General features: G+C 40.8%; 21 protein-coding genes, 12 tRNA genes and 1 rRNA gene. 33 read left to right on the top strand and 1 reads right to left on the bottom strand.

The window, feature by feature from the left end; translation table 11 throughout:
- The first annotated feature begins 10 nt into the window (after positions 1-10).
- From rrf to rpmH, 30 genes are all read left to right on the top strand, one after another.
- Positions 11-126 (top strand): 5S ribosomal RNA (gene rrf / locus ACTO1Y_RS05620).
- Between the two features lie 4 nt (positions 127-130).
- Positions 131-203: transfer RNA gene (locus ACTO1Y_RS05615), tRNA-Val, on the top strand.
- Between the two features lie 5 nt (positions 204-208).
- Positions 209-279, top strand: a tRNA-Gly gene (locus ACTO1Y_RS05610).
- Positions 280-312: 33 nt separating this feature from the next.
- Positions 313-386: transfer RNA gene (locus ACTO1Y_RS05605), tRNA-Ile, on the top strand.
- Between the two features lie 14 nt (positions 387-400).
- Positions 401-472 (top strand) — tRNA-Glu (locus tag ACTO1Y_RS05600).
- Positions 473-479: 7 nt separating this feature from the next.
- Positions 480-569, top strand: a tRNA-Ser gene (locus tag ACTO1Y_RS05595).
- A gap of 14 nt (positions 570-583) precedes the next feature.
- Positions 584-657, top strand: a tRNA-Met gene (locus ACTO1Y_RS05590).
- A 4-nt stretch (positions 658-661) separates the two neighbouring features.
- Positions 662-734, top strand: a tRNA-Phe gene (locus tag ACTO1Y_RS05585).
- A 16-nt stretch (positions 735-750) separates the two neighbouring features.
- A tRNA-Tyr gene (locus ACTO1Y_RS05580) sits at positions 751-831 on the top strand.
- A gap of 6 nt (positions 832-837) precedes the next feature.
- Positions 838-908: transfer RNA gene (locus ACTO1Y_RS05575), tRNA-Trp, on the top strand.
- A 12-nt stretch (positions 909-920) separates the two neighbouring features.
- Positions 921-993, top strand: a tRNA-His gene (locus tag ACTO1Y_RS05570).
- A gap of 13 nt (positions 994-1006) precedes the next feature.
- A tRNA-Gln gene (locus ACTO1Y_RS05565) sits at positions 1007-1078 on the top strand.
- A gap of 9 nt (positions 1079-1087) precedes the next feature.
- A tRNA-Leu gene (locus ACTO1Y_RS05560) sits at positions 1088-1171 on the top strand.
- Positions 1172-1425: 254 nt separating this feature from the next.
- Positions 1426-2577 carry an N-acetylglucosamine-6-phosphate deacetylase gene (nagA, locus tag ACTO1Y_RS05555; protein ID WP_441348614.1) on the top strand — a complete coding sequence of 384 codons (1152 nt, stop codon included), beginning with the start codon at positions 1426-1428 and terminating at the stop codon, positions 2575-2577.
- 166 nt (positions 2578-2743) lie between these two features.
- Positions 2744-3121: a DUF1033 family protein gene (locus ACTO1Y_RS05550; RefSeq protein WP_006150119.1), complete on the top strand. Its 378-nt coding sequence runs from the start codon at positions 2744-2746 to the stop codon at positions 3119-3121.
- Between the two features lie 51 nt (positions 3122-3172).
- On the top strand, positions 3173-4111 hold the full coding sequence (gene comGA / locus ACTO1Y_RS05545) for a competence type IV pilus ATPase ComGA (protein WP_441348613.1): 939 nt from the start codon (positions 3173-3175) through the stop codon (positions 4109-4111).
- Positions 4035-5078, top strand: a complete 1044-nt coding sequence (comGB, locus tag ACTO1Y_RS05540; RefSeq protein WP_441348612.1) for a competence type IV pilus assembly protein ComGB — start codon at positions 4035-4037, stop codon at positions 5076-5078. The genes comGA and comGB overlap by 77 nt, the downstream gene beginning before the upstream one ends.
- The gene (gene comGC, locus ACTO1Y_RS05535; RefSeq protein WP_441348611.1) at positions 5079-5402 is read left to right on the top strand and encodes a competence type IV pilus major pilin ComGC; all 324 of its coding nucleotides are present in this window, start codon (positions 5079-5081) and stop codon (positions 5400-5402) included.
- A complete protein-coding gene (comGD, locus tag ACTO1Y_RS05530) occupies positions 5365-5799 on the top strand; it encodes a competence type IV pilus minor pilin ComGD (protein ID WP_441348610.1) in 435 nt (144 codons plus the stop codon). The genes comGC and comGD overlap by 38 nt, the downstream gene beginning before the upstream one ends.
- A complete protein-coding gene (comGE, locus tag ACTO1Y_RS05525) occupies positions 5762-6064 on the top strand; it encodes a competence type IV pilus minor pilin ComGE (protein ID WP_178895505.1) in 303 nt (100 codons plus the stop codon). The genes comGD and comGE overlap by 38 nt, the downstream gene beginning before the upstream one ends.
- Entirely contained in the window at positions 6027-6488 is a 462-nt protein-coding gene (gene comGF / locus ACTO1Y_RS05520; protein ID WP_441348609.1) for a competence type IV pilus minor pilin ComGF, read from the top strand. The genes comGE and comGF overlap by 38 nt, the downstream gene beginning before the upstream one ends.
- Entirely contained in the window at positions 6466-6903 is a 438-nt protein-coding gene (gene comGG, locus ACTO1Y_RS05515) for a competence type IV pilus minor pilin ComGG (protein ID WP_441348608.1), read from the top strand. Before comGF ends, comGG begins: the two co-directional genes overlap by 23 nt.
- 99 nt (positions 6904-7002) lie before the next feature.
- The gene (locus ACTO1Y_RS05510) at positions 7003-7704 is read left to right on the top strand and encodes a histidine phosphatase family protein (RefSeq protein ID WP_441348607.1); all 702 of its coding nucleotides are present in this window, start codon (positions 7003-7005) and stop codon (positions 7702-7704) included.
- Positions 7705-7895: 191 nt separating this feature from the next.
- Positions 7896-9602, top strand: coding sequence for an ABC transporter ATP-binding protein (locus tag ACTO1Y_RS05505; protein ID WP_441348606.1), 1707 nt, complete (start codon positions 7896-7898; stop codon positions 9600-9602).
- Between the two features lies 1 nt (position 9603).
- A complete protein-coding gene (locus ACTO1Y_RS05500) occupies positions 9604-11370 on the top strand; it encodes an ABC transporter ATP-binding protein (RefSeq protein WP_441348605.1) in 1767 nt (588 codons plus the stop codon).
- Positions 11371-11659: 289 nt separating this feature from the next.
- On the top strand, positions 11660-12349 hold the full coding sequence (locus tag ACTO1Y_RS05495; protein ID WP_049528328.1) for a gamma-glutamyl-gamma-aminobutyrate hydrolase family protein: 690 nt from the start codon (positions 11660-11662) through the stop codon (positions 12347-12349).
- Positions 12350-12519: 170 nt separating this feature from the next.
- Positions 12520-13869, top strand: coding sequence for a glucose-6-phosphate isomerase (locus ACTO1Y_RS05490; RefSeq protein WP_061564458.1), 1350 nt, complete (start codon positions 12520-12522; stop codon positions 13867-13869).
- A 131-nt stretch (positions 13870-14000) separates the two neighbouring features.
- Entirely contained in the window at positions 14001-15461 is a 1461-nt protein-coding gene (gltX, locus tag ACTO1Y_RS05485; RefSeq protein WP_441348604.1) for a glutamate--tRNA ligase, read from the top strand.
- 474 nt (positions 15462-15935) lie between these two features.
- Positions 15936-17150 (top strand): pyridoxal phosphate-dependent aminotransferase, encoded by a 1215-nt coding sequence (locus ACTO1Y_RS05480; protein WP_303943610.1) that lies wholly within the window; start codon positions 15936-15938, stop codon positions 17148-17150.
- A gap of 144 nt (positions 17151-17294) precedes the next feature.
- Positions 17295-17429, top strand: coding sequence for a 50S ribosomal protein L34 (gene rpmH, locus ACTO1Y_RS05475; protein WP_000831905.1), 135 nt, complete (start codon positions 17295-17297; stop codon positions 17427-17429).
- Between the two features lie 179 nt (positions 17430-17608).
- Here the strand turns inward: rpmH and ACTO1Y_RS05470 are convergent, their stop codons facing one another.
- The gene (locus ACTO1Y_RS05470; RefSeq protein WP_441348603.1) at positions 17609-19453 is read right to left on the bottom strand and encodes an APC family permease; all 1845 of its coding nucleotides are present in this window, start codon (positions 19451-19453) and stop codon (positions 17609-17611) included.
- A 156-nt stretch (positions 19454-19609) separates the two neighbouring features.
- Here ACTO1Y_RS05470 and ACTO1Y_RS05465 point away from each other — a divergent pair, with 156 nt between their 5' ends.
- From ACTO1Y_RS05465 to ACTO1Y_RS05455, 3 genes are all read left to right on the top strand, one after another.
- Positions 19610-20386, top strand: a complete 777-nt coding sequence (locus ACTO1Y_RS05465; RefSeq protein ID WP_441348602.1) for a TatD family hydrolase — start codon at positions 19610-19612, stop codon at positions 20384-20386.
- Complete coding sequence (gene rnmV / locus ACTO1Y_RS05460; RefSeq protein WP_441348601.1) at positions 20383-20946, top strand: ribonuclease M5; 564 nt, start codon at positions 20383-20385, stop codon at positions 20944-20946. The genes ACTO1Y_RS05465 and rnmV overlap by 4 nt, the downstream gene beginning before the upstream one ends.
- A 131-nt stretch (positions 20947-21077) precedes the next feature.
- Entirely contained in the window at positions 21078-22496 is a 1419-nt protein-coding gene (locus tag ACTO1Y_RS05455; protein WP_441348600.1) for an SseB family protein, read from the top strand.
- The last annotated feature ends 46 nt before the right edge of the window (positions 22497-22542 follow it).

Below are 22542 nucleotides of genomic sequence, written 5' to 3'. Positions count from 1 at the left end.
TTACTCAGAGTTAAGTGACGATAGCCTAGGAGATACACCTGTACCCATGCCGAACACAGAAGTTAAGCCCTAGAACGCCGGAAGTAGTTGGGGGTTGCCCCCTGTGAGATATGGAAGTCGCTTAGCTCGAGGGAGTTTAGCTCAGCTGGGAGAGCATCTGCCTTACAAGCAGAGGGTCAGCGGTTCGATCCCGTTAACTCCCATTTAAGCGGGTGTAGTTTAGTGGTAAAACTACAGCCTTCCAAGCTGTTGTCGCGAGTTCGATTCTCGTCACCCGCTTTGAACTTTGTTCAAGTACCAAGTTTTTTACTTGGGCGCGTAGCTCAGGTGGTTAGAGCGCACGCCTGATAAGCGTGAGGTCGGTGGTTCGAGTCCACTCGTGCCCATTTTTTATAAATATGGTCCGTTGGTCAAGGGGTTAAGACACCGCCTTTTCACGGCGGTAACACGGGTTCGAATCCCGTACGGACTATTTTGTTGGAGGATTACCCAAGTCCGGCTGAAGGGAACGGTCTTGAAAACCGTCAGGCGTGTAAAAGCGTGCGTGGGTTCGAATCCCACATCCTCCTTTATTTATTATTAACGCGGGATGGAGCAGCTCGGTAGCTCGTCGGGCTCATAACCCGAAGGTCGTAGGTTCAAATCCTGCTCCCGCAATATTGGCTCGGTAGCTCAGTTGGTAGAGCAATGGATTGAAGCTCCATGTGTCGGCGGTTCGATTCCGTCTCGCGCCATATTTTTATAACATACGGAAGGGTAGCGAAGAGGCTAAACGCGGCGGACTGTAAATCCGCTCCTTCGGGTTCGGGGGTTCGAATCCCTCCCCTTCCATCCTCTACGGGCATAGTTTAAAGGTAGAACTAAGGTCTCCAAAACCTTCAGTGTGGGTTCAATTCCTACTGCCCGTGTTTAATAATATGGCGGGTGTGGTGAAGTGGTTAACACACCAGATTGTGGCTCTGGCATGCGTGGGTTCGATCCCCATCACTCGCCTATTTTATATTATTGGGGTATAGCCAAGCGGTAAGGCAAGGGACTTTGACTCCCTCATGCGTTGGTTCGAATCCAGCTACCCCAGTTACTATTTGCCGGCGTGGCGGAATTGGCAGACGCGCTGGACTCAAAATCCAGTGTCCGCAAGGACGTGCCGGTTCGACCCCGGCCGCCGGTATAGTAATACAGACAAGGTTTTCGGACTTTGTCTTTTTTATTTTTTCTTCCAATTTTTTTCTCATAGTTACTTAAAATTACTTTTCATAAATTTCACCTTTATTGATATTTTTTACTTTATTTTTACTAAATCTTCAATTATTTCACATTATTTTTAACTAAGATAGGTCTATACCATTTACAAATTAATTATAAAGGTTTATAATGTAATTGACATAATAAATATCAGAAAATTGTTTTATGGAGGTAAAGATTATGCCTAAATATATTAAAGCTGATCAATTTTTCTATCCGCATGGGGTTCGTCGTCGCGGTTTCTTAGAACTTGTTGAAGGAAAATTTGGTAAACATGTAGATCAAGTGCCAGAAGGTTCTGAAATTATTGATTATAGTGGTTATAGTATTGCACCAGGTCTTGTGGATACTCACATTCATGGTTTTGGTGGGGTTGATGTTATGGATAATAACATTGAAGGTACGCTTCATACAATGAGTGAGGGTCTACTTAGTACGGGTGTAACCAGCTTTTTGCCAACAACTTTAACTTCATCATACGAACAATTACTTGCTGTTACTGAAAATATTGGTGCCCGCTACAAAGAAGCAACTGGGGCTAAGATTCGTGGTATTTATTTTGAGGGACCTTACTTTACTGAAAAATATAAGGGAGCTCAAAACCCTGCTTATATGAAAGATCCTAGAATGGATGAATTTCGTGCTTGGCAGAAGGCTGCTAATGGTCTTCTTAATAAGATTGCTCTTGCTCCAGAACGTGAAGGTGTAGAAGACTTTGTTCGTACTATTACTGGAGAAGGTGTAACGGTTGCTCTTGGTCACTCTAATGCAACATTTGAGGAAGCCAAAAAAGCTGTTGATGCTGGTGCAAGTGTGTGGGTTCATGCCTATAACGGTATGCGTGGCTTGACTCACCGTGAACTTGGAATGGTTGGTGCTATGTATGAATTGCCACACACTTATGCAGAATTGATCTGTGATGGTCACCATGTGGATCCTAAGGCCTGTGATATTCTGCTTAAACAAAAGGGTACTGAAAATATTGCTCTTATTACAGACTGTATGACAGCTGGTGGTTTACAAGATGGTGACTATATGTTAGGAGAATTCCCAGTAGTAGTAGCGGATGGGACTGCTCGTCTTAAATCTACAGGGAACTTGGCAGGTTCTATTCTCAAACTTAAAGATGGTTTGAAAAATGTTGTTGAATGGGGGATTGCAAATCCTCACGAAGCTGTCATGATGGCAAGTTTGAATCCTGCCAAATCTGTTCATATTGATGATGTCTGTGGACAAATCCGAGAGGGTTACGATGCTGACTTTATCGTTCTTGATAAAGATTTGGAATTGGTAGCAACATATCTTGACGGTGAAAAACGTTATCAAGCATAGAAATATAAAGCAGTGACTAGTCTTAGTTGCTGTTTTTTTTGTTAGCTGTATTTCTTGTGTGATTTCGTAAATTAGGAAGACTTTATGGCTGTTACTGAAAACGAGCAAATTTCTTTCATTGTGCAAAAAAATTCGCTATAATATACGATACAAAGGAAATGAAACTATGTATCGAGTTATAGAAATGTATGGGGATTTTGAGCCTTGGTGGTTCATAGAAGGATGGGAAGAAGACGTCATAAAGAGTAAGAAATTTGAAAATTACTATGACGCTTTGAAGTACTATAAATCTTGTTGGTTTGAGCTGGAAAAGAAAATTCCGCTTTACAAAAGTCGTGGAGACTTAATGACTATATTTTGGGATCCAGAAGATAAACGTTGGTGTGAGGAATGTGATGACTTTCTGCAACAGTACCATTCGCTTGCTCTACTGGAAGATGGTCAAGTTATACCAGACGAAAAGTTTAGACCTGGTTATGAAAAACAAACTGGTTTAGATATTCACCGAACTTGTCGTATCAAAAAAGATAGAACAACTTTTTAATAAAGTTGTTCTTTTTTATATTTTCTTCGAATAATAAACTGAGGAGGAAATATGGTACAAGCACTTGCACAAGAATTGATTAGTCTCGCAAAAAAGAATGGAGCGCAGGACATTTATTTTGTTCCCAAGAATCAGGTTTATGAGCTACATATGCGAATTGGAGATGAAAGACGTCTAATTGATACCTATGATTTTGAAAAATTAGGCGCTGTCATAAGTCATTTTAAGTTCATCGCAGGGATGAATGTTGGTGAAAAACGACGTAGTCAGCTTGGCTCCTGCGACTATCATCATGGCGACAAGGTCTCTTCACTCCGTTTATCAACTGTAGGAGATTATCGTGGATACGAGAGTCTAGTAATCCGACTTTTACATGACCAAGAACGTGAGTTACACTTTTGGTTTCACGATCTTAAGGAACTGAAAAAGGGCTTTAGGCAACGCGGGCTTTATCTTTTTGCAGGCCCCGTAGGAAGTGGCAAAACTACTTTGATGCATGAATTAGCCAAGTCATTGTTTAAAGGACAGCAGGTTATGTCGATTGAAGATCCAGTCGAGATTAAGCAAGAAGAGATGCTACAATTACAACTTAATGAAGCAATTGGGCTGAACTATGAAAATTTGATAAAACTCTCCCTACGGCATCGTCCAGACCTTTTAATTATTGGAGAAATTCGGGATAGTGAAACAGCCCGTGCTGTTGTACGAGCCAGTTTAACAGGGGCTACAGTATTCTCGACTATTCATGCAAAGAGTGTTCGTGGGGTCTATGAGCGCCTTGTAGAACTTGGAGTTAGTGAAGATGAACTCGCAGTTGTTTTACAAGGCGTTTGTTACCAGAGACTAATTGGGGGAGGAGGAATTATCGATTTTGCAAACCAAAATTATCAGGAACACCAGGCAAACAAATGGAATGAACAAATTGACCAACTTCTTAAAGAAGGACATATCACTACCATTCAAGCTGAAACGGAGAAAATTAGCCACTAGTAAGCAGAAGAAAATCATCACTCTCTTTAACAATTTATTTTCGAGTGGTTTTCACTTGGTAGAGATCATTTCCTTCTTAGATAGAAGTCATTTGTTGGAAAAGGAATATGTATCGCAGATGCGTCTAGGACTCTCGCAGGGAAAATCCTTCTCGGAAATGATGGGGATTTTAGGTTTTTCAAGTTCAATTGTCACGCAACTTTCCTTAGCTGAAGTACATGGGAATCTTCATTTGAGTTTAGGGAAAATTGAGGAGTATCTTGATAATCTTGCTAAGGTCAAGAAAAAGTTAATCGAAGTTGCGACCTATCCAATCATTTTGTTAGCTTTCTTATTGCTTATTATGTTGGGTTTGAGGAATTATCTCTTGCCTCAGCTGGATAGTAGTAACATAGCTACCTTAGTGATTAGTAATCTACCACAAATTTTTCTTGGGATTGTTCTAGCGTTAGGTCTTGTCTCTTTAACAGGACTGATATTTTACAGAAAATCTAAGAAGATACAAGTCTTTTCTTTTCTAGCTAAAATTCCCTTTCTAGGTGTATTTGTTCAGTATTATCTGACGGCCTATTATGCTCGAGAATGGGGTAATATGATTGGTCAAGGTCTGGAGCTATCACAAATTTTTCAGATGATGCAGGAGCAAGGAAATCCTCTTTTTAAGGAAATCGGACATGATTTATCCCTGTCCTTGCAAAATGGGCATGAATTTTCTATGGTTGTGCGGAATTATCCTTTTTTTAGAAGAGAGTTGGGACTAATCATTGAATATGGAGAAGTCAAGTCCAAGTTGGGAAGCGAATTGGAAATCTATGCGGAAAAAACGTGGGAATCCTTCTTTACCCGAGTTAATCGTACGATGAACTTAGTTCAACCCCTGGTCTTTATTTTTGTAGCTCTGCTAATCGTTTTATTGTACGCAGCCATGTTGCTGCCAATGTATCAAAATATGGAGGTAAATTTTTAGATGAAAAAAATGTTGATGAAATTAAAAGAAGCCAAGGTTAAAGCTTTCACACTGGTAGAAATGTTAGTCGTATTGCTCATCATTAGTGTTCTACTCTTACTGTTTGTGCCAAACCTAACTAAGCAAAAGGATGCAGTCAATGACAAAGGTAAAGCAGCAGTCGTCAAGGTGGTAGAAAGCCAAGCTGAACTCTATACTCTAGATAAAAATGAAGATGCCAGTCTAAGCAAATTACAGGCAGATGGACGTATCACTGCTGAGCAGGCAAAAGCCTATAAAGAATACCATGCAAAACAAAATACAAGTCAAACAGTTGCGGATTAAGGCTTTTACCATGTTAGAAAGTCTATTGGTATTAGGGATTGTTAGTCTGTTAGTCGTGGGTTTGTCGAGTTCAGTTCAGTCGACTTTTGAGACTGTAGAGGAGCAGATTTTCTTTATGGAGTTTGAGGAACTTTATCGGGAAACGCAGAAGCGAAGTCTGGCTAGTCAGCAAAAGATCAACTTAATGTTAGAAGAGAGAAGTATTGGAAATGGCTATCATAAATTAACCATCCCTAAAGGAATTCAACTACAGTCCAATCAGTCAATTTCCTTTGACAAGTCTGGTGGGAATTCGTCTCTGGCCAGCGTGAGATTTCAAACAAGGAAAGAAGTGGTTCGATACCAACTATATCTAGGAAATGGAAAGATTAAACGTATTCAAGAAGCAAAAAATTAAGGCGGTTATTTTACTGGAAGCAGTGATTTCACTAGCTATTTTTGCCAGTATAGCAACTCTCTTACTGGGACAAATTCAAGAAAGTAGAAAAAGAGAAGTAGAACTTCTAAAACAGGAAGAAGTTTTGCGAGTGGCTCGTATGGCTTTGCAGACTGGACAAAAGGAGTTGACTGTCAATGGCCTTACGGTTCATGTTGTCTCGAATGAGCGAGGTTTGGAGGTATACCATGGAACGGAGAAATTACTGGCGATTCAAGATAAGTAGAGTCAGAGCCTTTACTCTTTTAGAATCCCTGGTTGCTCTTATTGTGATTAGTGGGAGTTTACTTCTTTTTCAATCTATGAGTCAACTCTTGGTTTCAGAAGTTCGCTACCAGCAGAAAAGTGAGCAGAAGGAATGGCTCTTATTTGTGGATCAGCTGGAAGCAGAGTTGAATCGAGCCCAATTTGAAAAAGTGGAGAATGATAGGCTTCACCTTAAACAGGAAGGCAAACCCATTGCCATGGGTAAATCAAAGTCAAATGATTTTCGGAAAACAGATGCTAGTGGACGTGGTTATCAACCCATGGTCTACGGTCTAAAATCAGCTCGAATTCAAGAAAAAGGGCAGGAGCTGCACTTTCACTTTCAGTTTGAAAAGGGACTAGAGAGGGAATTTATCTATCGTGTTGAAAAAGAAAAAAGTTAGAGCAGGAGTTCTCCTATACGCTATTACTATTGCTGGAATTTTTAGTCTTTTGTTGCAGTTTTATCTAAATCGGCAAGTAGCACATCATCAGGATTATGCCCTTAATAAAGAAAAGCTTCTTGCATTCGCAATGGCTAAGAGAACCTATGAAAAGGCTAATTCTGAAAATGGAGTCCAGTCATTTAATGCAGGAAAGGCAACTTATCGTAATGACCAAAAGGGTTTTACAACGATTGTTAACACAGGAAAAAATCAGTTTGAATTTCACTTTTCTCCTTTGAAAAAGACCGATAAAAAGACTAAGAAGACAGAAAATAAGTCCAAAGAAGGAAATGAGGAGAAAAAAGAAGAACAGGTGAAAAAAGAAACTGCAAAGTCTTCTGAAGTTACTCCTTCAAAGAAAGATACAGAATAGCTTGGATTTTTGCTTCAGTTGTAAGGTTGAAGGCCAGTGAGTTAGGACGAGGTTTTTGTCTAAAATCATGCTATAATAGATACATATGGAGGACGGAATATGTCAGGTGTAAAATTGTATCTAGTACGTCATGGGAAAACAATGTTTAATACAATCGGTCGTGCTCAAGGTTGGAGTGATACTCCTCTAACAGCTGAGGGAGAACGAGGCATTCATGAATTGGGGATTGGTTTGCGGGAGTCAGGTTTAACCTTTGAACGTGCTTATTCAAGCGATTCTGGGCGGACCATTCAGACAATGGGAATTATCCTTGAAGAACTTGGTTTGACAGGGCAAATTCCTTATCGCATGGATAAGCGAATTCGTGAATGGTGCTTTGGTAGTTTTGATGGTGCTTATGATGGAGATCTTTTTATGGGGATTATTCCTCGTATCTTTAATGTCGATCATGTGCATCGTTTGTCCTATGCGGAGCTAGCTGAAGGTCTGGTAGAAGTAGACACAGCAGGTTGGGCTGAAGGCTGGGAAAAACTAAGTGGTCGTATCTGGGAAGGTTTTGAAGCCATTGCCAAGGAAATGGAAGCTAATGGGGGTGGGAATGCTCTCGTAGTCAGCCATGGAATGACTATTGGTACCATTGTTTATTTAATTAACGGCATGCATCCGCATGGTCTTGATAATGGAAGTGTGACGATTCTTGAGTATGAAGATGGTCAGTTCTCAGTTAAGATTGTTGGGGACCGTAGCTACCGTGAAATTGGTCGAGCTAAGTTAGAAGAGCAAGCTAGTTCAGAGCAATAAACATTCTCTACAAAGGCAGAAGATTTTTTTAAATGATTTAATAGAATGCTGATGTCGTCATTGCACAAGCTTGCGAGAGCTGAGTGCTTTGACAATAGCATTCTTTTTTGTTAGAATAGCATCAACATGAAAGCATAAGAAGGGACTGACAGAGCTGTCGTTCCCTTTTGTCTATCTTATAAGGGGGAAATATGCTGTTTCAGAAAATAAAAGCCTATAAATGGCAGGCTCTGGCTTCCTTAATTATGACAGGTCTAATGGTAACGAGTTCACTCCTGCAACCACGTTATTTGCAGGAAGTTTTAGAGGCCTTGCTAGCAGGAGATAATGAAGTTATTTACAATATCGGTTTTTGGTTAATCCTGGTTGCCTTGATTGGTCTAGTCGCAGGTGGAATTAATGTTGTATTAGCAGCCTACATTGCTCAGGGAGTTTCGTCAGACTTACGGGAAGATGCCTTTCGTAAGATTCAAACTTTTTCATACGCTAATATTGAGAAATTTAATGCAGGGAACCTCGTTGTCCGTATGACCAACGATATCAATCAGATTCAAAACGTCGTTATGATGACCTTCCAAATCCTCTTTCGACTACCGATTTTATTTATTGGTTCCTTTATATTGGCTGTTGTCACCTTGCCTTCGTTGTGGTGGGTGCTGGTTCTTATGGTCGTTTTGATCGTTGCTATGACGGGTCTTATGATGGGAATGATGGGGCCTCGCTTTGCAAAATTCCAGACCTTATTAGAGCGTATCAATGCTATTGCAAAAGAAAATTTACGTGGTGTGAGCGTGGTCAAATCTTTTGTTCGAGAGAAAGATCAGTTTAATAAGTTTACGCAAGTGTCAGATGAGTTGCTGGGAGAAAACCTTTATATCGGCTATGCTTTTTCTATTGTTCAACCTGCAATGATGTTGATTTCTTACGGTGCTGTCTTTCTTTCAATCTGGCTTGTAGCAGGTATGGCAGAGTCAGATCCTTCAGTGGTTGGTTCCATTGCTTCCTTCGTGAACTATTTGAGTCAGATTATCTTTACTATCGTTATGGTCGGATTTTTGGGGAACTCAGTCACTCGTGCCATGATTTCCCTCCGTCGTATTCGTGAAATCCTTGATACAGTACCAGCTATGACTTTTAAGGATGTGGAAGATGAAGAATTGGAAGGAAGTCTCAGTTTTGAAAATGTAACCTTCACCTATCCAAATGATGAAGAACCTATCCTAAAAGATGTTTCCTTTGATATCGCAGCTGGTGAGATGGTTGGGGTTGTCGGAGCAACCGGTGCAGGGAAATCAACCTTGGCTCAGTTGATTCCACGACTGTTTGATCCTCAGCAAGGTTCTATCAAGATTGGAGGAAAGGACATTCGTACAGTTAGCGAAGGGACACTTCGCAAGACAGTCTCTATCGTCCTACAAAGAGCCATTCTTTTTAGTGGAACCATCGCAGATAACCTCAGACAAGGGAAAGGAGATGCAACAGTTTCAGAAATGGAACGCGCAGCTCGTATCGCACAAGCTAGTGAATTTATCAGTCGCATGGACTTGGCTTTTGAAAGTCCGGTCGAGGAACGTGGGACCAACTTTTCTGGTGGACAAAAACAACGAATGTCTATTGCGCGTGGGATTGTCAGCAATCCTAAAATATTGATTTTCGATGATTCAACCTCTGCACTTGATGCCAAATCAGAACGCTTGGTTCAAGAAGCCCTTAACAAGGATTTGAAGGGGACAACTACGATTATCATCGCCCAAAAAATAAGCTCTGTTGTTCATGCGGATAAAATTTTAGTGCTTGATCAAGGCCGTTTGATTGGTCAAGGCAAACACGCTGACTTGGTTGCAACAAACCCAGTTTATCGAGAAATTTACGAAACGCAAAAAGGAAAGGAGGAGTAGGATGAAGACATTTCGATTTTTTTGGAACTATTTTAAAGTTTACAAGATATCCTTTGTCGTTGTTATCACTATGATTATCATTGCAACGGTAGCACAAGCCCTCTTTCCAGTTTTTGCAGGTCAAACAGTCACAGAGCTGGCTAATTTGGTTATAGCCTATCAAAATGGAAATTCAGATATGGTTTGGCAAAGTCTATACGGACTCCTTATTAATCTTGCCTATATTTTGATTGTTTTAGTAGTATCTAGTCTCATCTATATGGTCTTGATGAGCCGTATTATTGCCGAATCGACAAATGAAATGCGTAAGGGGCTTTTTGGCAAGCTTTCTCGCTTGACCGTTTCCTTCTTTGACCGTCATCAAGATGGGGATATCCTGTCACGTTTTACCAGTGATTTGGATAATATCCTCCAAGCTTTTAATGAAAGCCTGGTGTCTGTTATGACTAATATTGCCCTTTATATTGGCTTGCTGATTGTCATGTTTGCAAAAAATGTTACCTTGGCTTTGATTACGACTGCTAGCACTCCGATAGCAGTTGTCATGTTGTTCTTTATCTTAAAGCTAGCGCGGAAATACACCAACCTCCAACAAAAAGAAGTTGGGAAACTCAATGCTTATATGGATGAGAGTATCTCTGGACAAAAAGCAGTTATCGTTCAAGGTATCCAAGAAGATGTGATTGCTGGTTTTGTCGAGCAAAATGAACGGGTTCGAAAAGCAACCTTTAAGGGAAGAATGTTCTCAGGAATTCTCTTTCCTGTCATGAACGGAATGAGTTTGGTCAATACAGCAGTCGTTATTTTTGTAGGTTCAGCTGTATTGCTGAATGATAAGAAAATCGAGACAGCAACAGCACTTGGTTTGATTGTCATGTTTACCCAGTTTTCGCAACAGTATTACCAACCCATTATCCAATTAGCGGCGAGCTGGGGGAGTTTGCAACTGGCCTTTACAGGTGCAGACCGTATCCAAGAAATGTTTGATGCAGAGGAAGAAATTCGCCCTCAAGATGCTCCAGCCTTTAGCGAATTAAAAGATGGGGTGGAGATTCGTAACATAGACTTCTCCTACCTGCCAGGAAAACCGATTCTGAAAGATGTTAGCATTTCAGCTCCAAAAGGGAAAATGATTGCAGTGGTTGGTCCGACAGGTTCGGGGAAAACAACCATCATGAACCTCATCAATCGTTTTTATGATGTGGATGCAGGTAGTATCAGTTTTGATGGTAGAGATATCCGCGAATTTGATTTAGATAGTTTGCGAAGCAAGGTTGGAATTGTCTTACAGGATTCTGTTTTGTTTAGCGGAACTATTCGGGACAATATTCGTTTTGGTGTCCCAGATGCCAGTCAAGAAATGGTTGAAGCAGCAGCCAAGGCCACGCATATCCATGAATATATCGAAAGTTTGCCAGACAAGTATGATACATTGATTGATGATGACCAAAGTGTCTTCTCGACCGGTCAGAAGCAGTTGATTTCTATTGCTCGTACCTTGATGACAGATCCACAGGTCTTAATCTTGGATGAGGCAACATCAAACGTTGATACTGTAACAGAAAGTAAGATTCAAAATGCCATGGAAGCTATCGTGGCAGGAAGAACTAGTTTTGTAATTGCCCATCGCTTAAAAACCATTCTCAATGCAGATCAGATTATTGTCCTTAAGGACGGTGAAGTTATTGAGCAAGGAAACCATCACGAATTGCTCAAGCTTGGAGGCTTTTACTCCGAACTTTATCACAATCAATTTGTCTTTGAATAATACTCTTCGAACATCAAATTCAAACCACGTCAGCGTCCCCTTGCCGTATATGTGTTACTGACTTCGTCAGTTCTATCCACAACCTCAAAACTGTGTTTTGAGCAACCTGCGGCTAGCTTCCTAGTTTGCTCTTTGATTTTCATTGAGTATAAGCAAAAAAGTTGTCCTAATTTTGGGCAACTTTTTCTTATAAAAAAAATTTATCACGGACTTAAAAAATACATATTAGACAGGAGTGAGGAAGGATGATAAGATAAGATTATCAATAGAAGATGAAAGGAAATCAGTAATGGCAAGAACAGTTGTTGGAGTTGCAGCAAATCTATGTCCCGTGGACGCAGAAGGTAAAAATATTCATTCATCAGTCTCTTGTAAATTTGCTGAGAGTATTCGTCAGGTTGGCGGACTTCCTTTGGTCATTCCGGTTGGTGATGAGTCGGTGGTCCATGACTATGTAGAAATGATTGATAAGCTCATCTTGACTGGGGGACAAAATGTTCACCCTCAGTTTTATGGTGAGGAAAAAACGATTGATAGTGATGATTATAACCTAGCTCGTGATGAGTTTGAGCTCGCTCTTCTACAAGAAGCCTTGCGTCAGAATAAGCCAATCTTAGCCATTTGCCGTGGGGTTCAGCTTGTCAATGTTGCCTTTGGTGGTACACTCAATCAGGAGATTGAAGGTCATTGGCAAGGTCTACCCTTTGGGACTTCACATTCCATTGAGACAGTTGAGGGAAGTGTTGTGTCAAAATTGTTTGGTAAAGAAAGTCAAGTAAACTCAGTGCACCGTCAGAGCATTAAAGACTTGGCACCAAATTTCCGTGTGACGGCTGTAGATCCACGTGACCAAACTGTTGAAGCAATCGAATCTATCGATGAACACCGCATTATCGGCTTGCAGTGGCATCCAGAATTTCTGGTCAATGAAGAAGATGGCAACTTAGAATTATTTGAGTATTTATTGAATGAATTGTAACGACTAGAAATCTAGTCGTTTTTTTGTTTTGCTTCTTCAAATTTTAATATTGTAATATTTTTTACGCAAACGTTTGAATTATGATAAAATTTGGAAAAATTCAGTATAAAAACTTGAAAAAATTCAAGGTAAGCGTTATGATAGAAAAGAAGAAATATTGGAGGAATACTATGTCACATATTAAATTTGATTATTCAAAAGTATTAGACAAATTTGTTGCACCACATGAAGTGGAATACATGCAAGCACAAGTTACAGCAGCTGATGAATTGATCCGTAAAGGAACTGGTGCTGGTAGCGACTTCTTGGGTTGGTTGGACCTTCCTGAAAACTATGACCGCGAAGAATTTGACCGCATCTTGAAAGCTGCTGAACAAATCAAAGCAGACAGCGATGTTTTGGTCGTTATCGGTATTGGTGGATCATACCTTGGAGCGAAAGCTGCCATTGACTTCTTGAACCACCACTTTGCAAACTTGCAAACAAAAGAAGAACGCAAAGCTCCACAAATCCTTTATGCTGGAAACTCAATCTCATCTACTTACCTTGCTGACTTGGTAGAGTATGTTGCAGACAAAGACTTCTCAGTAAACGTAATTTCTAAATCAGGTACAACAACTGAACCAGCGATTGCTTTCCGTGTCTTTAAAGAACTCTTGGTTAAGAAATACGGACAAGAAGAAGCAAACAAACGTATCTACGCAACAACTGACCGCCAAAAAGGTGCGGTTAAGGTTGAAGCAGATGCTAACGGTTGGGAAACATTTGTGGTTCCAGATGACATCGGTGGACGCTTCTCAGTATTGACAGCAGTTGGCTTGCTTCCAATTGCTGCATCAGGTGCAGACATCAAAGCCCTTATGGAAGGTGCGAATGCTGCTCGTAAAGACTACACTTCAGATAAACTTTCTGAAAACGAAGCTTACCAATACGCAGCTGTTCGTAACATCCTTTACCGTAAAGGCTACGCTACTGAAATCTTGGTAAACTACGAGCCATCACTTCAATACTTCTCAGAATGGTGGAAACAATTGGCTGGTGAGTCAGAAGGGAAAGACCAAAAAGGTATTTACCCAACTTCAGCTAACTTCTCAACAGACTTGCACTCATTGGGTCAATTTATCCAAGAAGGAACTCGTATCATGTTTGAAACAGTTGTCCGCGTTGACAAACCTCGTAAGAACGTGATCATCCCTACTTTGGAAGAAGACCTTGACGGACTTGGTTACCTTCAAGGAAAAGACGTTGACTTCGTTAACAAAAAAGCAACTGACGGTGTTCTTCTTGCCCACACTGACGGTGACGTGCCAAACATGTACGTGACTCTTCCAGAGCAAGATGCCTTCACTCTTGGTTACACTATCTACTTCTTCGAATTGGCAATCGCCCTTTCAGGTTACTTGAACGCTATCAACCCATTTGACCAACCAGGTGTTGAAGCTTACAAACGTAACATGTTTGCCCTTCTTGGTAAACCAGGATTTGAAGAATTGAGCAAAGAACTCAACGCTCGTCTATAATAGATTTAAAAAAGAGTGGTTTTACCACTCTTTTTACTATTTCTCGAAAAGAGAAATTGGACTCTGGCACGACTTGTGATATAATATAGAGAGCAAAAAGGCAGACGCCTAGATACTTTATAGGAGAAGATATGTCAAAAGATATTCGTGTGCGTTATGCACCAAGTCCAACAGGACTACTACACATCGGAAATGCCCGTACAGCATTGTTTAACTACTTGTATGCACGCCACCATGGTGGAACTTTTATCATCCGTATCGAAGATACGGACCGCAAGCGTCACGTCGAAGACGGAGAACGTTCCCAGCTTGAAAACCTTCGTTGGTTGGGTATGGACTGGGATGAAAGTCCTGAAACGCATGAAAATTACCGCCAATCAGAGCGTTTGGAACTCTATCAAAAATACATCGACCAATTGCTAGCCGAAGGAAAAGCCTACAAATCTTACGTTACAGAAGAAGAGTTGGCAGCAGAACGTGAACGTCAAGAAGCGGCGGGTGAAACACCTCGCTACATCAACGAATACCTCGGCATGAGCGAAGAAGAAAAAGCTGCTTATATCGCAGAACGTGAAGCAGCAGGTGTCATTCCAACGGTTCGCTTGGCAGTGAATGAGTCAGGTATCTACAAATGGCATGATATGGTCAAAGGTGATATCGAATTTGAAGGTGGCAATATCGGTGGTGACTGGGTCATCCAAAAGAAAGATGGATACCCAACTTACAACTTTGCCGTTGTCATCGATGACCACGATATGCAAATCTCTCACGTCATCCGTGGAGACGACCATATTGCTAATACACCAAAACAGCTCATGGTCTATGAAGCTCTTGGTTGGGAAGCACCAGAATTTGGTCACATGACCTTGATCATCAACTCTGAAACTGGTAAGAAGTTGTCTAAACGCGACACTAATACCCTTCAATTCATCGAAGATTACCGGAAGAAAGGCTACCTTCCAGAAGCAGTCTTTAACTTTATCGCTCTTCTAGGTTGGAATCCTGGTGGGGAAGACGAAATCTTCTCTCGCGAAGAACTCATCAAACTCTTTGATGAAAACCGCCTCAGCAAGTCTCCAGCAGCCTTCGACCAAAAGAAAATGGACTGGATGAGCAATGAGTATATCAAGAATGCGGATCTTGCGACCATCTTTGAAATGGCCAAACCATTCCTCGAAGCAGCAGGACGTTTGACAGACAAGGCTGAGAAATTGGTGGAACTCTACAAACCACAAATGAAGTCAGTGGATGAAATCGTTCCATTGACAGACCTCTTCTTCTCAGACTTCCCAGAATTGACAGAAGCTGAGAAAGAAGTCATGGCTGGTGAAACAGTGCCAACGGTACTTGAATCCTTCAAAGCAAAACTTGAAGCCATGTCAGACGAAGAGTTTGTGGCAGAAAATATCTTCCCACAAATCAAAGCAGTCCAAAAGGAAACAGGTATCAAAGGGAAGAACCTCTTCATGCCTATCCGTATCGCCGTTTCAGGAGAAATGCATGGTCCTGAATTGCCAGACACCATCTACTTGCTTGGACGTGAAAAATCCATCCAACACATCGAAAAAATGTTGGAAGAAATTGCAAAATAGTACCTTAAAAAGAACTCATATATTGAGTTCTTTTTTTGTGTTTACTTATTTGAAAATGCAAAGATTTTATTGTATAATATGAGGTGACAGGGCAAGGGAAATAAAGTAATGCGATGGTATATTCTTTACAATGAGACTCGTATTAGCCCAGACATTACATTTAATGTTGGTGAGTCTACTTATTTTTTCTTTGCGTTTTGCTGGATGTAAGGAGAGATTCCTCATCTATGCAGTTACCATCCGCTACAAAGACCTTGTTTTCGATCACAAGAGTTTTTCTATAAGGATTTTGGTCGCTATTGGCCATTATTTAGAGAACCTATCAACTCTTTCTTCTCCAAAAATAGAAAGAAATCGGATTTGTCCTGTTACCTTGCGTTAAGCAAGGTTTTTTTGTGGAATAGTACTAGGCAATTTACGATTTTGTTTTGGAGTGGTATAATATTAACTATCCTGATGAATAGAGGAACTCAAATGAAAGAATTTAACAAATCAATCAAATTAGAGCATGTGGCTTATGATATTCGTGGTCCAGTTTTGGAAGAAGCTATGCGCATGCGCGCAAATGGAGAAAAAATTCTTCGTTTGAATACAGGGAACCCAGCTGAGTTTGGCTTTACAGCTCCGGATGAGGTGATTCATGACTTGATTATGAATGCGCGTGATAGCGAAGGTTATTCAGATTCTAAAGGAATCTTTTCGGCCCGTAAAGCGATTATGCAATATTGCCAACTGAAAAATTTCCCAAATGTAGATATCGATGATATCTACCTTGGAAATGGGGTTAGTGAGCTGATTGTTATGTCTATGCAAGGGCTTTTGGACAATGGCGATGAAGTCTTAGTTCCTATGCCTGACTATCCTCTTTGGACGGCAGCAGTTAGCTTGGCTGGAGGAAATGCCGTACACTACCTCTGTGATGAAGAAGCTGAATGGTATCCAGACCTAGATGATATCAAGTCTAAGATTAGTTCAAATACCAAGGCTATTGTGTTGATCAATCCAAATAATCCAACAGGTGCCCTCTATCCCAAAGAACTCTTGCTAGATATTATTGAGATTGCTCGTCAAAATGACTTGATTATCTTTGCGGATGAAATCTACGACCGTATGGTTATGGATGGGAATGTCCACACACCAGTAGCAAGTTTGGCTCCAGACCTTTTCTGTGTCAGCATGAATGGTTTGTCTAAATCTCACCGTATCGCTGGATTCCGTGTAGGATGGATGGTCTTGTCTGGACCTAAACATCACGTAAAAGGCTACATTGAAGGTCTCAATATGCTTTCAAACATGCGCCTCTGTTCGAATGTACTTGCCCAGCAGGTAGTTCAAACCTCCCTTGGTGGTCATCAGTCGGTGGATGAATTGCTCTTACCGGGTGGTCGCATCTACGAGCAAAGAAACTTTATTTATAATGCGATTCAAGATATTCCTGGTTTGTCTGCTGTTAAACCAAAAGCAGGTCTTTATATCTTCCCTAAGATTGATCGTAATATGTACCGTATCGACGATGATGAACAATTTGTCCTTAATTTCTTGAAACAAGAAAAGGTGCTTTTAGTACATGGGCGTGGCTTTAACTGGAAAGATCCAGACCACTTCCGTATTGTTTATCTTCCACGTGTCGATGAGTTAGCCCAAATCCAAGAGAAGATGACTCGTTTCTTGAAGCAGTATCGTAGATAAGGCTTTCATAGTAAAAAAGCTGGAAACATTTGTCAGAGCTATTGACAAATAAGTAAGAATCAGATAGAATAGTAAAGTATGTTTAGTAACTGATCACTTTATAGCCGGCTAAACGAATACAAAATCTATGAGGAGGTATTCATCGTGAAACGTACTTATCAACCAAGTAAACTTCGTCGTGCGCGCAAACACGGATTCCGTAACCGTATGTCAACTAAAAACGGTCGTCGCGTATTGGCAGCTCGTCGTCGCAAAGGACGCAAAGTTTTGGCTGCATAACCCAAACGAATTAAACAAAGAAGTCAGTAGGAACTCGAGCCTACTGACTTTTCTGTTATCTAAAAGAGAATGTTCTAAGGTGATTGATTTAGTCTGAAAACTTTAGAAGACGTCTTGAAAAAATCACATTTAGAAAAAGCTCAAAATCAGAAGATTAATTCTCTGATTTTGAGCTTTCTTTATTCTTTCAAATGATAAGAGTAGCTAGCCACGACGACATCTTCGTGCCATCTGAGAGCATATTTTAATTTGAGGCTCATTTGATTGTGAAGGATATTTTGCCAAGGTTTGTTAGGGATAAATTGGGGTACTAGAACTGTAACTGTGTAGTTCTTTTTCTTGGCTTCTTGAGAAATTTTTCGAACATAGCGAACGGTAGGTGTGATGATATCGCGATAGCTAGTAGTAATATTTTTGAGAGTGATATTTGGGAAGTAGTCCGCGAATTCTTGAAGGATTTCTTGGTCTTTTTCCTCCGTTTCCTTGGTGGAAATGTGCATAGCCAAAACCTCATCTCCAATACTTTGAGCGTAGTTAATAGCACCAACGCTGACTCTGGTAACATTTCCTACTAAGACAAGGACGACATTGCCATCGTAGGTTTTCTTTTGAATTCCTTCATAAAGGCGAAGCTGTTTGGCCACTTTTTGGTAATGACTGTGGATGGACAAAAAGAGGAAGGTTAAGACTAGGATAATTGGGAAGAAGGGCCAGATATCTCCAAGTCTGAAGAAGAGTAGAATGAGAACGATAGCATAACAAATGATGGCTCCGAGGATATTTGCAAAGGCAGATTTTAAGAAATGAGAGCCTTTTTCTTTTTTCCAGTGACGAATCATCCCTGTTTGAGAAAGTGCAAAAGGTACGAAAACTCCAATAGTATAAAGAGGAATCAAGCGTTCTGTATTTCCGTTAAAAATGAGCAGAAGAATCATAGCGCCAAAGGCCAAGGTTAGGATCCCGTTTGAGTATCCTAAGCGATCTCCCTTCTCCATAAAGAGATGGGGCATGTACTTGTTCTTGGCCATATTGTAAGCTAACATCGGAAAGGCCGAAAAACCAGTATTTGCAGCGACGGCTAGGATGAGAGCTGTTGAAAATTGGAAGAGATAATAAACAACTTGACCGAGAGCTGAATCCCCTAAAATTCCTTTAGCCATTTGTGAGAGGATTGTTTCTCCGTGTTGAGGAGTAATCCCCATCCAGTAGTTTAGGAAGGTAATTCCTGCAAAGAGAAATCCAAGGATCAGAGACATGATGGTCAGTGTTTGAGCTGCGTTTTTCTCTTTGGGAGTTTTGAAAAATGGAACAGCATTTGAGATTGCTTCAACCCCGGTTAATGAAGCTGAACCGCTGGTAAAGGCTCTTAAAATCAGGACAATTGAGAGACTTGGGACAGTTTGACCAATTGCAGAAGTTGCATGATAGCTGAGAGAACCTGTCAATAGTTGGAAAATACCAAACAATAAGAGGAAGACCGTACTAAAGATAAAGAGATAGACAGGGATCATCAGCGAACTAGCAGATTCCCTCAAGCCTCGCAGATTCAAAAGCATGAGCAAACAGACCAAAAAAATGGAGATGTGGAGGTTGTAGGGATGGAGTGCGGGAAGTGCAGCAGTGATTGCATCCGCACCTGCAGCCACAGATACGGCTACTGTCAGCATGTAGTCAACAAGCAGACTTCCCCCAGCAATCAAACCGAGCTCAGGAGAAAGATTTTCTCGTGTTACCATATAGGCACCCCCACCTTGAGGGTAGGCGTGAATGATTTGTCGGTAAGAAATGGTTAGACTAGCAAGTAGCAAGAGGACAAAAATGCCGATAGGGAGACTCCACCAAATAGCAAGGGGAGAAAGACTAGCCAAGACAAGGACGACCTGCTCAGGTCCATAGGCGATAGATGAAAGGGCATCGCTTGAGAGCATTGCAAGTCCCTGTGTTTTTCCAAGTAGCCCTCCTTCACCTTCAGTTAAGGACTTGAGAGGACGACCGATAAAGGTATATTTTAGTTTTGTAAACATTTTCTTTCCTTTTTTGAAAATTTTAACAAGAGCTATTATACTGCTATGAAAAAATACCGTCAAGGGAAAATGATTGATTTCAAAATATTTTTTTCCTATAAGAATGCGACTAGTTTTTTTGGTATAATAGAAGGTAGAAAAAACGAGGGAATATAAATGATTTTTGATACACATACACATTTAAATATAGAGGAATTTTTGGGACGTGAAGAAGAAGAGCTTGCCTTAGCAGCTGAAATGGGTGTGACTCGGATGAATATTGTTGGTTTTGACAAACCGACTATTGAGCGTGCTTTAGAATTGGTGGACAAGTATGACCAACTCTATGCGACAATTGGATGGCATCCAACAGAGGCAGGGACCTATACAGAGGATGTTGAGAATTATCTGTTGGAGAAACTAAAACATCCCAAAGTTGTTGCCTTGGGTGAGATTGGTTTGGACTATCACTGGATGACAGCGCCTAAAGAAGTTCAAGAGAAGGTTTTCCGTCGTCAGATTCAGCTATCAAAGGAAATGGACTTGCCTTTTGTAGTTCATACCCGTGATGCGCTAGAAGATACCTATGAGATTATTAAGAGTGAGGGCGTTGGTCCTCGAGGTGGGATTATGCATTCCTTCTCAGGTTCTCTAGAGTGGGCTGAAAAGTTTGTGGAGCTAGGTATGACCATTTCTTTTTCTGGAGTCGTGACCTTCAAGAAGGCAACAGATATTCAGGAAGCAGCCAAAGAGTTACCTTTGGATAAGATTTTGGTAGAGACAGATGCGCCTTATTTAGCCCCAGTACCCAAGCGTGGTCGCGAAAACAAGACAGCTTACACGCGCTATGTAGTGGACTTTATCGCGGAACTACGTGGCATGACAACAGAAGAATTAGCTACTGTGACAAGTGCTAATGCTGAACGAATCTTTGGATTGGAACATAAATCATGAAGGAGAAAATTTCCCAAGTCATCGTAGTTGAAGGACGCGATGATACGGCCAATCTTAAACGTTATTTTGATGTGGAGACCTATGAGACTCGTGGCTCCGCTATCAATGAGCAGGATCTTGAACGAATCCAACGTCTACATGAACGTCATGGGGTGATTGTCTTTACAGATCCTGACTTTAATGGGGAAAGAATCCGTCGGATGATTATGACAGCTATTCCGACAGTTCAGCACGCCTTTCTCAAACGTGATGAGGCAGTTCCTAAATCTAAGACCAAGGGACATTCTCTAGGAATTGAACACGCCAGCTACGAAGACTTGAAGACAGCCTTGGCTCAGGTGACAGAGCAATTTGAAGTAGAAAGTGATTTTGATATTAGCCGTAGTGACTTGATTCGATTGGGATTTTTGGCTGGGGCGGATAGCAGAAAACGCAGAGAATATCTAGGAGAAAGCCTTCGTATTGGTTATTCCAATGGGAAGCAACTTCTCAAGCGTTTGGAATTATTTGGCATCCGTTTAGCTGAAGTTGAAGATGCCATGAAATCTTATGAGGATTGAGAAACTCCCAAAATGTAAGGGGAATATGATACAATAGAAGTAATCATAAACGGTTTAATTAGGCTTGGTAGCAAGCATTAGAAAAGTGACTCCATAGGATTTTTGCTGAGTGGAGATAATGAGGAAAAGTTATGGGAATCTTTGATTTTTTAAAAAAGACAGAAGCAACTGAAACAACTGAATCCAATAAGGAAACAGTAGAAACAAAAGACAATGCTTGTGTGGGAGTTCTAGATTTTCTTCCTATGAAGGAAACGAATCAATTATTGATTGTTGGGAGTCTAGAAGGTAGTATCAAGGTTGGAGATCAGTTGCAGTTTTGCAATCCCGACCAAGGAATGGGAAGTCTTGGTACTGTAGAGGTTAAAAAACTTAGCAGTCAAAACAAAGATGCGGATAGTCTTACTGATGAAGTTCTTGCCCATCTAGTGGTTGATAGGATTCCTTCTTTGGATAAACTGAAAAAAGGAAGTGTTCTCTTTAGTTCAGGTATTGAGGAAGAGCAAAAATTATCTAGCTATTCAGATGCTCTTTATCGTGCTTTTGTAGCCATTCAGGAGGGGCAATTGACTAATGAAGACTATTTGGCAGCTAGCCTTGATGATAGCGTAGAGATTTCACGTCTCTTTTTATGGAAATGCCGTCAAAATCAGGAAACTGAAAGTGAAGAAAGCTATCAAGCCAACACTCGTAAGTTGGAACGTCTAGCGGAAATCGTCAAGGACAAGTTGTTAGCAGCAGATTCAGTTTATGCAGTTTATTCAGAAAAAACAGGCGAACCCTATCTTTTTTCAACGACCTATGATAGGGGAGAAGAGGGCTATTTGTGCACAGATCCCATGATCATGCTTTTGACGCCATCTTGGTATCGCCAATTTAAAGAAACCATTGATAGTCGACCAAACTCAGTCGTAAAACTGATTGAAAATACGGAAGATAAAAAAGGGATTGAGAATTTCCTTGGGACAGCCTTTTACTTAAATGGTGCCTTGGGAGCAATCTTTAATTCCAAGGAAGTTAGCATCAGTGCCTCGGCCTTGGTTCAAAAACCAGATTTTTCTAATTTGCCAGAAATACAAGTTCCTGTGATGAACCCTGACCTAGTAAGATGGATGCTGTTAATGGGACAACTGGATAGTCCGACAACAGAAGATGAAGAAGTAATTTACAAACTCTATTATAAGTTCTTCTCTGAAGCTATGCTGAAAGCAAAATTCCTAATTCCTCTAGATGCGGCTTCGGAATTTAAGGACGATAGTCAGGAAGGAAGCTCCTTTGTCTTGGAAAAAGATTCTAGTTTCAACATTCCAGTCAAAGAAGGAAAAGATGGCAGAAATTCTGTGCCGGTATTTACCGATTGGAAACGTCTGCGAATGGTCTTTGACGAAAAATGGAATGGCATGATTGAAGAAGCGGGAGGCATGATTGAAGTTTTTGACTATGCCATTAATCCAACGGAGTATTATGAAGCGGGTGCTTATGTTAGCCTAACAGCTTTTAAAGAAATGCAAAAGTTTAGTGAGGAACTAGAAGGCAAAGCTAACGGTTAGAGAGTTTCTTTACATTGGGAAACTATATAGTTTTAACTACATCCCA

The organism is Streptococcus sp. V728, assembly GCF_052077995.1.
GTDB lineage: Bacteria > Bacillota > Bacilli > Lactobacillales > Streptococcaceae > Streptococcus > Streptococcus infantis_B.
This window is presented reverse-complemented; position numbering and strand designations above follow the sequence as displayed.

What these genes read in the sequence shown, in the direction of transcription:
- ACTO1Y_RS05495 (WP_049528328.1), top strand. Translation starts at nt 11,660, where the DNA reads ATGGCAAGAACAGTTGTTGGAGTTGCAGCAAATCTATGTCCCGTGGAC.
- comGB (WP_441348612.1), top strand. Translation starts at nt 4,035, where the DNA reads ATGAACAAATTGACCAACTTCTTAAAGAAGGACATATCACTACCATTC.
- comGC (WP_441348611.1), top strand. Translation starts at nt 5,079, where the DNA reads ATGAAAAAAATGTTGATGAAATTAAAAGAAGCCAAGGTTAAAGCTTTC.
- ACTO1Y_RS05455 (WP_441348600.1), top strand. Translation starts at nt 21,078, where the DNA reads ATGGGAATCTTTGATTTTTTAAAAAAGACAGAAGCAACTGAAACAACT.
- comGA (WP_441348613.1), top strand. Translation starts at nt 3,173, where the DNA reads ATGGTACAAGCACTTGCACAAGAATTGATTAGTCTCGCAAAAAAGAAT.
- ACTO1Y_RS05500 (WP_441348605.1), top strand. Translation starts at nt 9,604, where the DNA reads ATGAAGACATTTCGATTTTTTTGGAACTATTTTAAAGTTTACAAGATA.
- ACTO1Y_RS05550 (WP_006150119.1), top strand. Translation starts at nt 2,744, where the DNA reads ATGTATCGAGTTATAGAAATGTATGGGGATTTTGAGCCTTGGTGGTTC.
- gltX (WP_441348604.1), top strand. Translation starts at nt 14,001, where the DNA reads ATGTCAAAAGATATTCGTGTGCGTTATGCACCAAGTCCAACAGGACTA.
- ACTO1Y_RS05505 (WP_441348606.1), top strand. Translation starts at nt 7,896, where the DNA reads ATGCTGTTTCAGAAAATAAAAGCCTATAAATGGCAGGCTCTGGCTTCC.
- ACTO1Y_RS05465 (WP_441348602.1), top strand. Translation starts at nt 19,610, where the DNA reads ATGATTTTTGATACACATACACATTTAAATATAGAGGAATTTTTGGGA.
- nagA (WP_441348614.1), top strand. Translation starts at nt 1,426, where the DNA reads ATGCCTAAATATATTAAAGCTGATCAATTTTTCTATCCGCATGGGGTT.
- comGE (WP_178895505.1), top strand. Translation starts at nt 5,762, where the DNA reads ATGGAAAGATTAAACGTATTCAAGAAGCAAAAAATTAAGGCGGTTATT.
- ACTO1Y_RS05470 (WP_441348603.1), bottom strand. Translation starts at nt 19,453, where the DNA reads ATGTTTACAAAACTAAAATATACCTTTATCGGTCGTCCTCTCAAGTCC.
- comGF (WP_441348609.1), top strand. Translation starts at nt 6,027, where the DNA reads ATGGAACGGAGAAATTACTGGCGATTCAAGATAAGTAGAGTCAGAGCC.
- rnmV (WP_441348601.1), top strand. Translation starts at nt 20,383, where the DNA reads ATGAAGGAGAAAATTTCCCAAGTCATCGTAGTTGAAGGACGCGATGAT.
- ACTO1Y_RS05480 (WP_303943610.1), top strand. Translation starts at nt 15,936, where the DNA reads ATGAAAGAATTTAACAAATCAATCAAATTAGAGCATGTGGCTTATGAT.
- comGD (WP_441348610.1), top strand. Translation starts at nt 5,365, where the DNA reads ATGCAAAACAAAATACAAGTCAAACAGTTGCGGATTAAGGCTTTTACC.
- ACTO1Y_RS05490 (WP_061564458.1), top strand. Translation starts at nt 12,520, where the DNA reads ATGTCACATATTAAATTTGATTATTCAAAAGTATTAGACAAATTTGTT.
- ACTO1Y_RS05510 (WP_441348607.1), top strand. Translation starts at nt 7,003, where the DNA reads ATGTCAGGTGTAAAATTGTATCTAGTACGTCATGGGAAAACAATGTTT.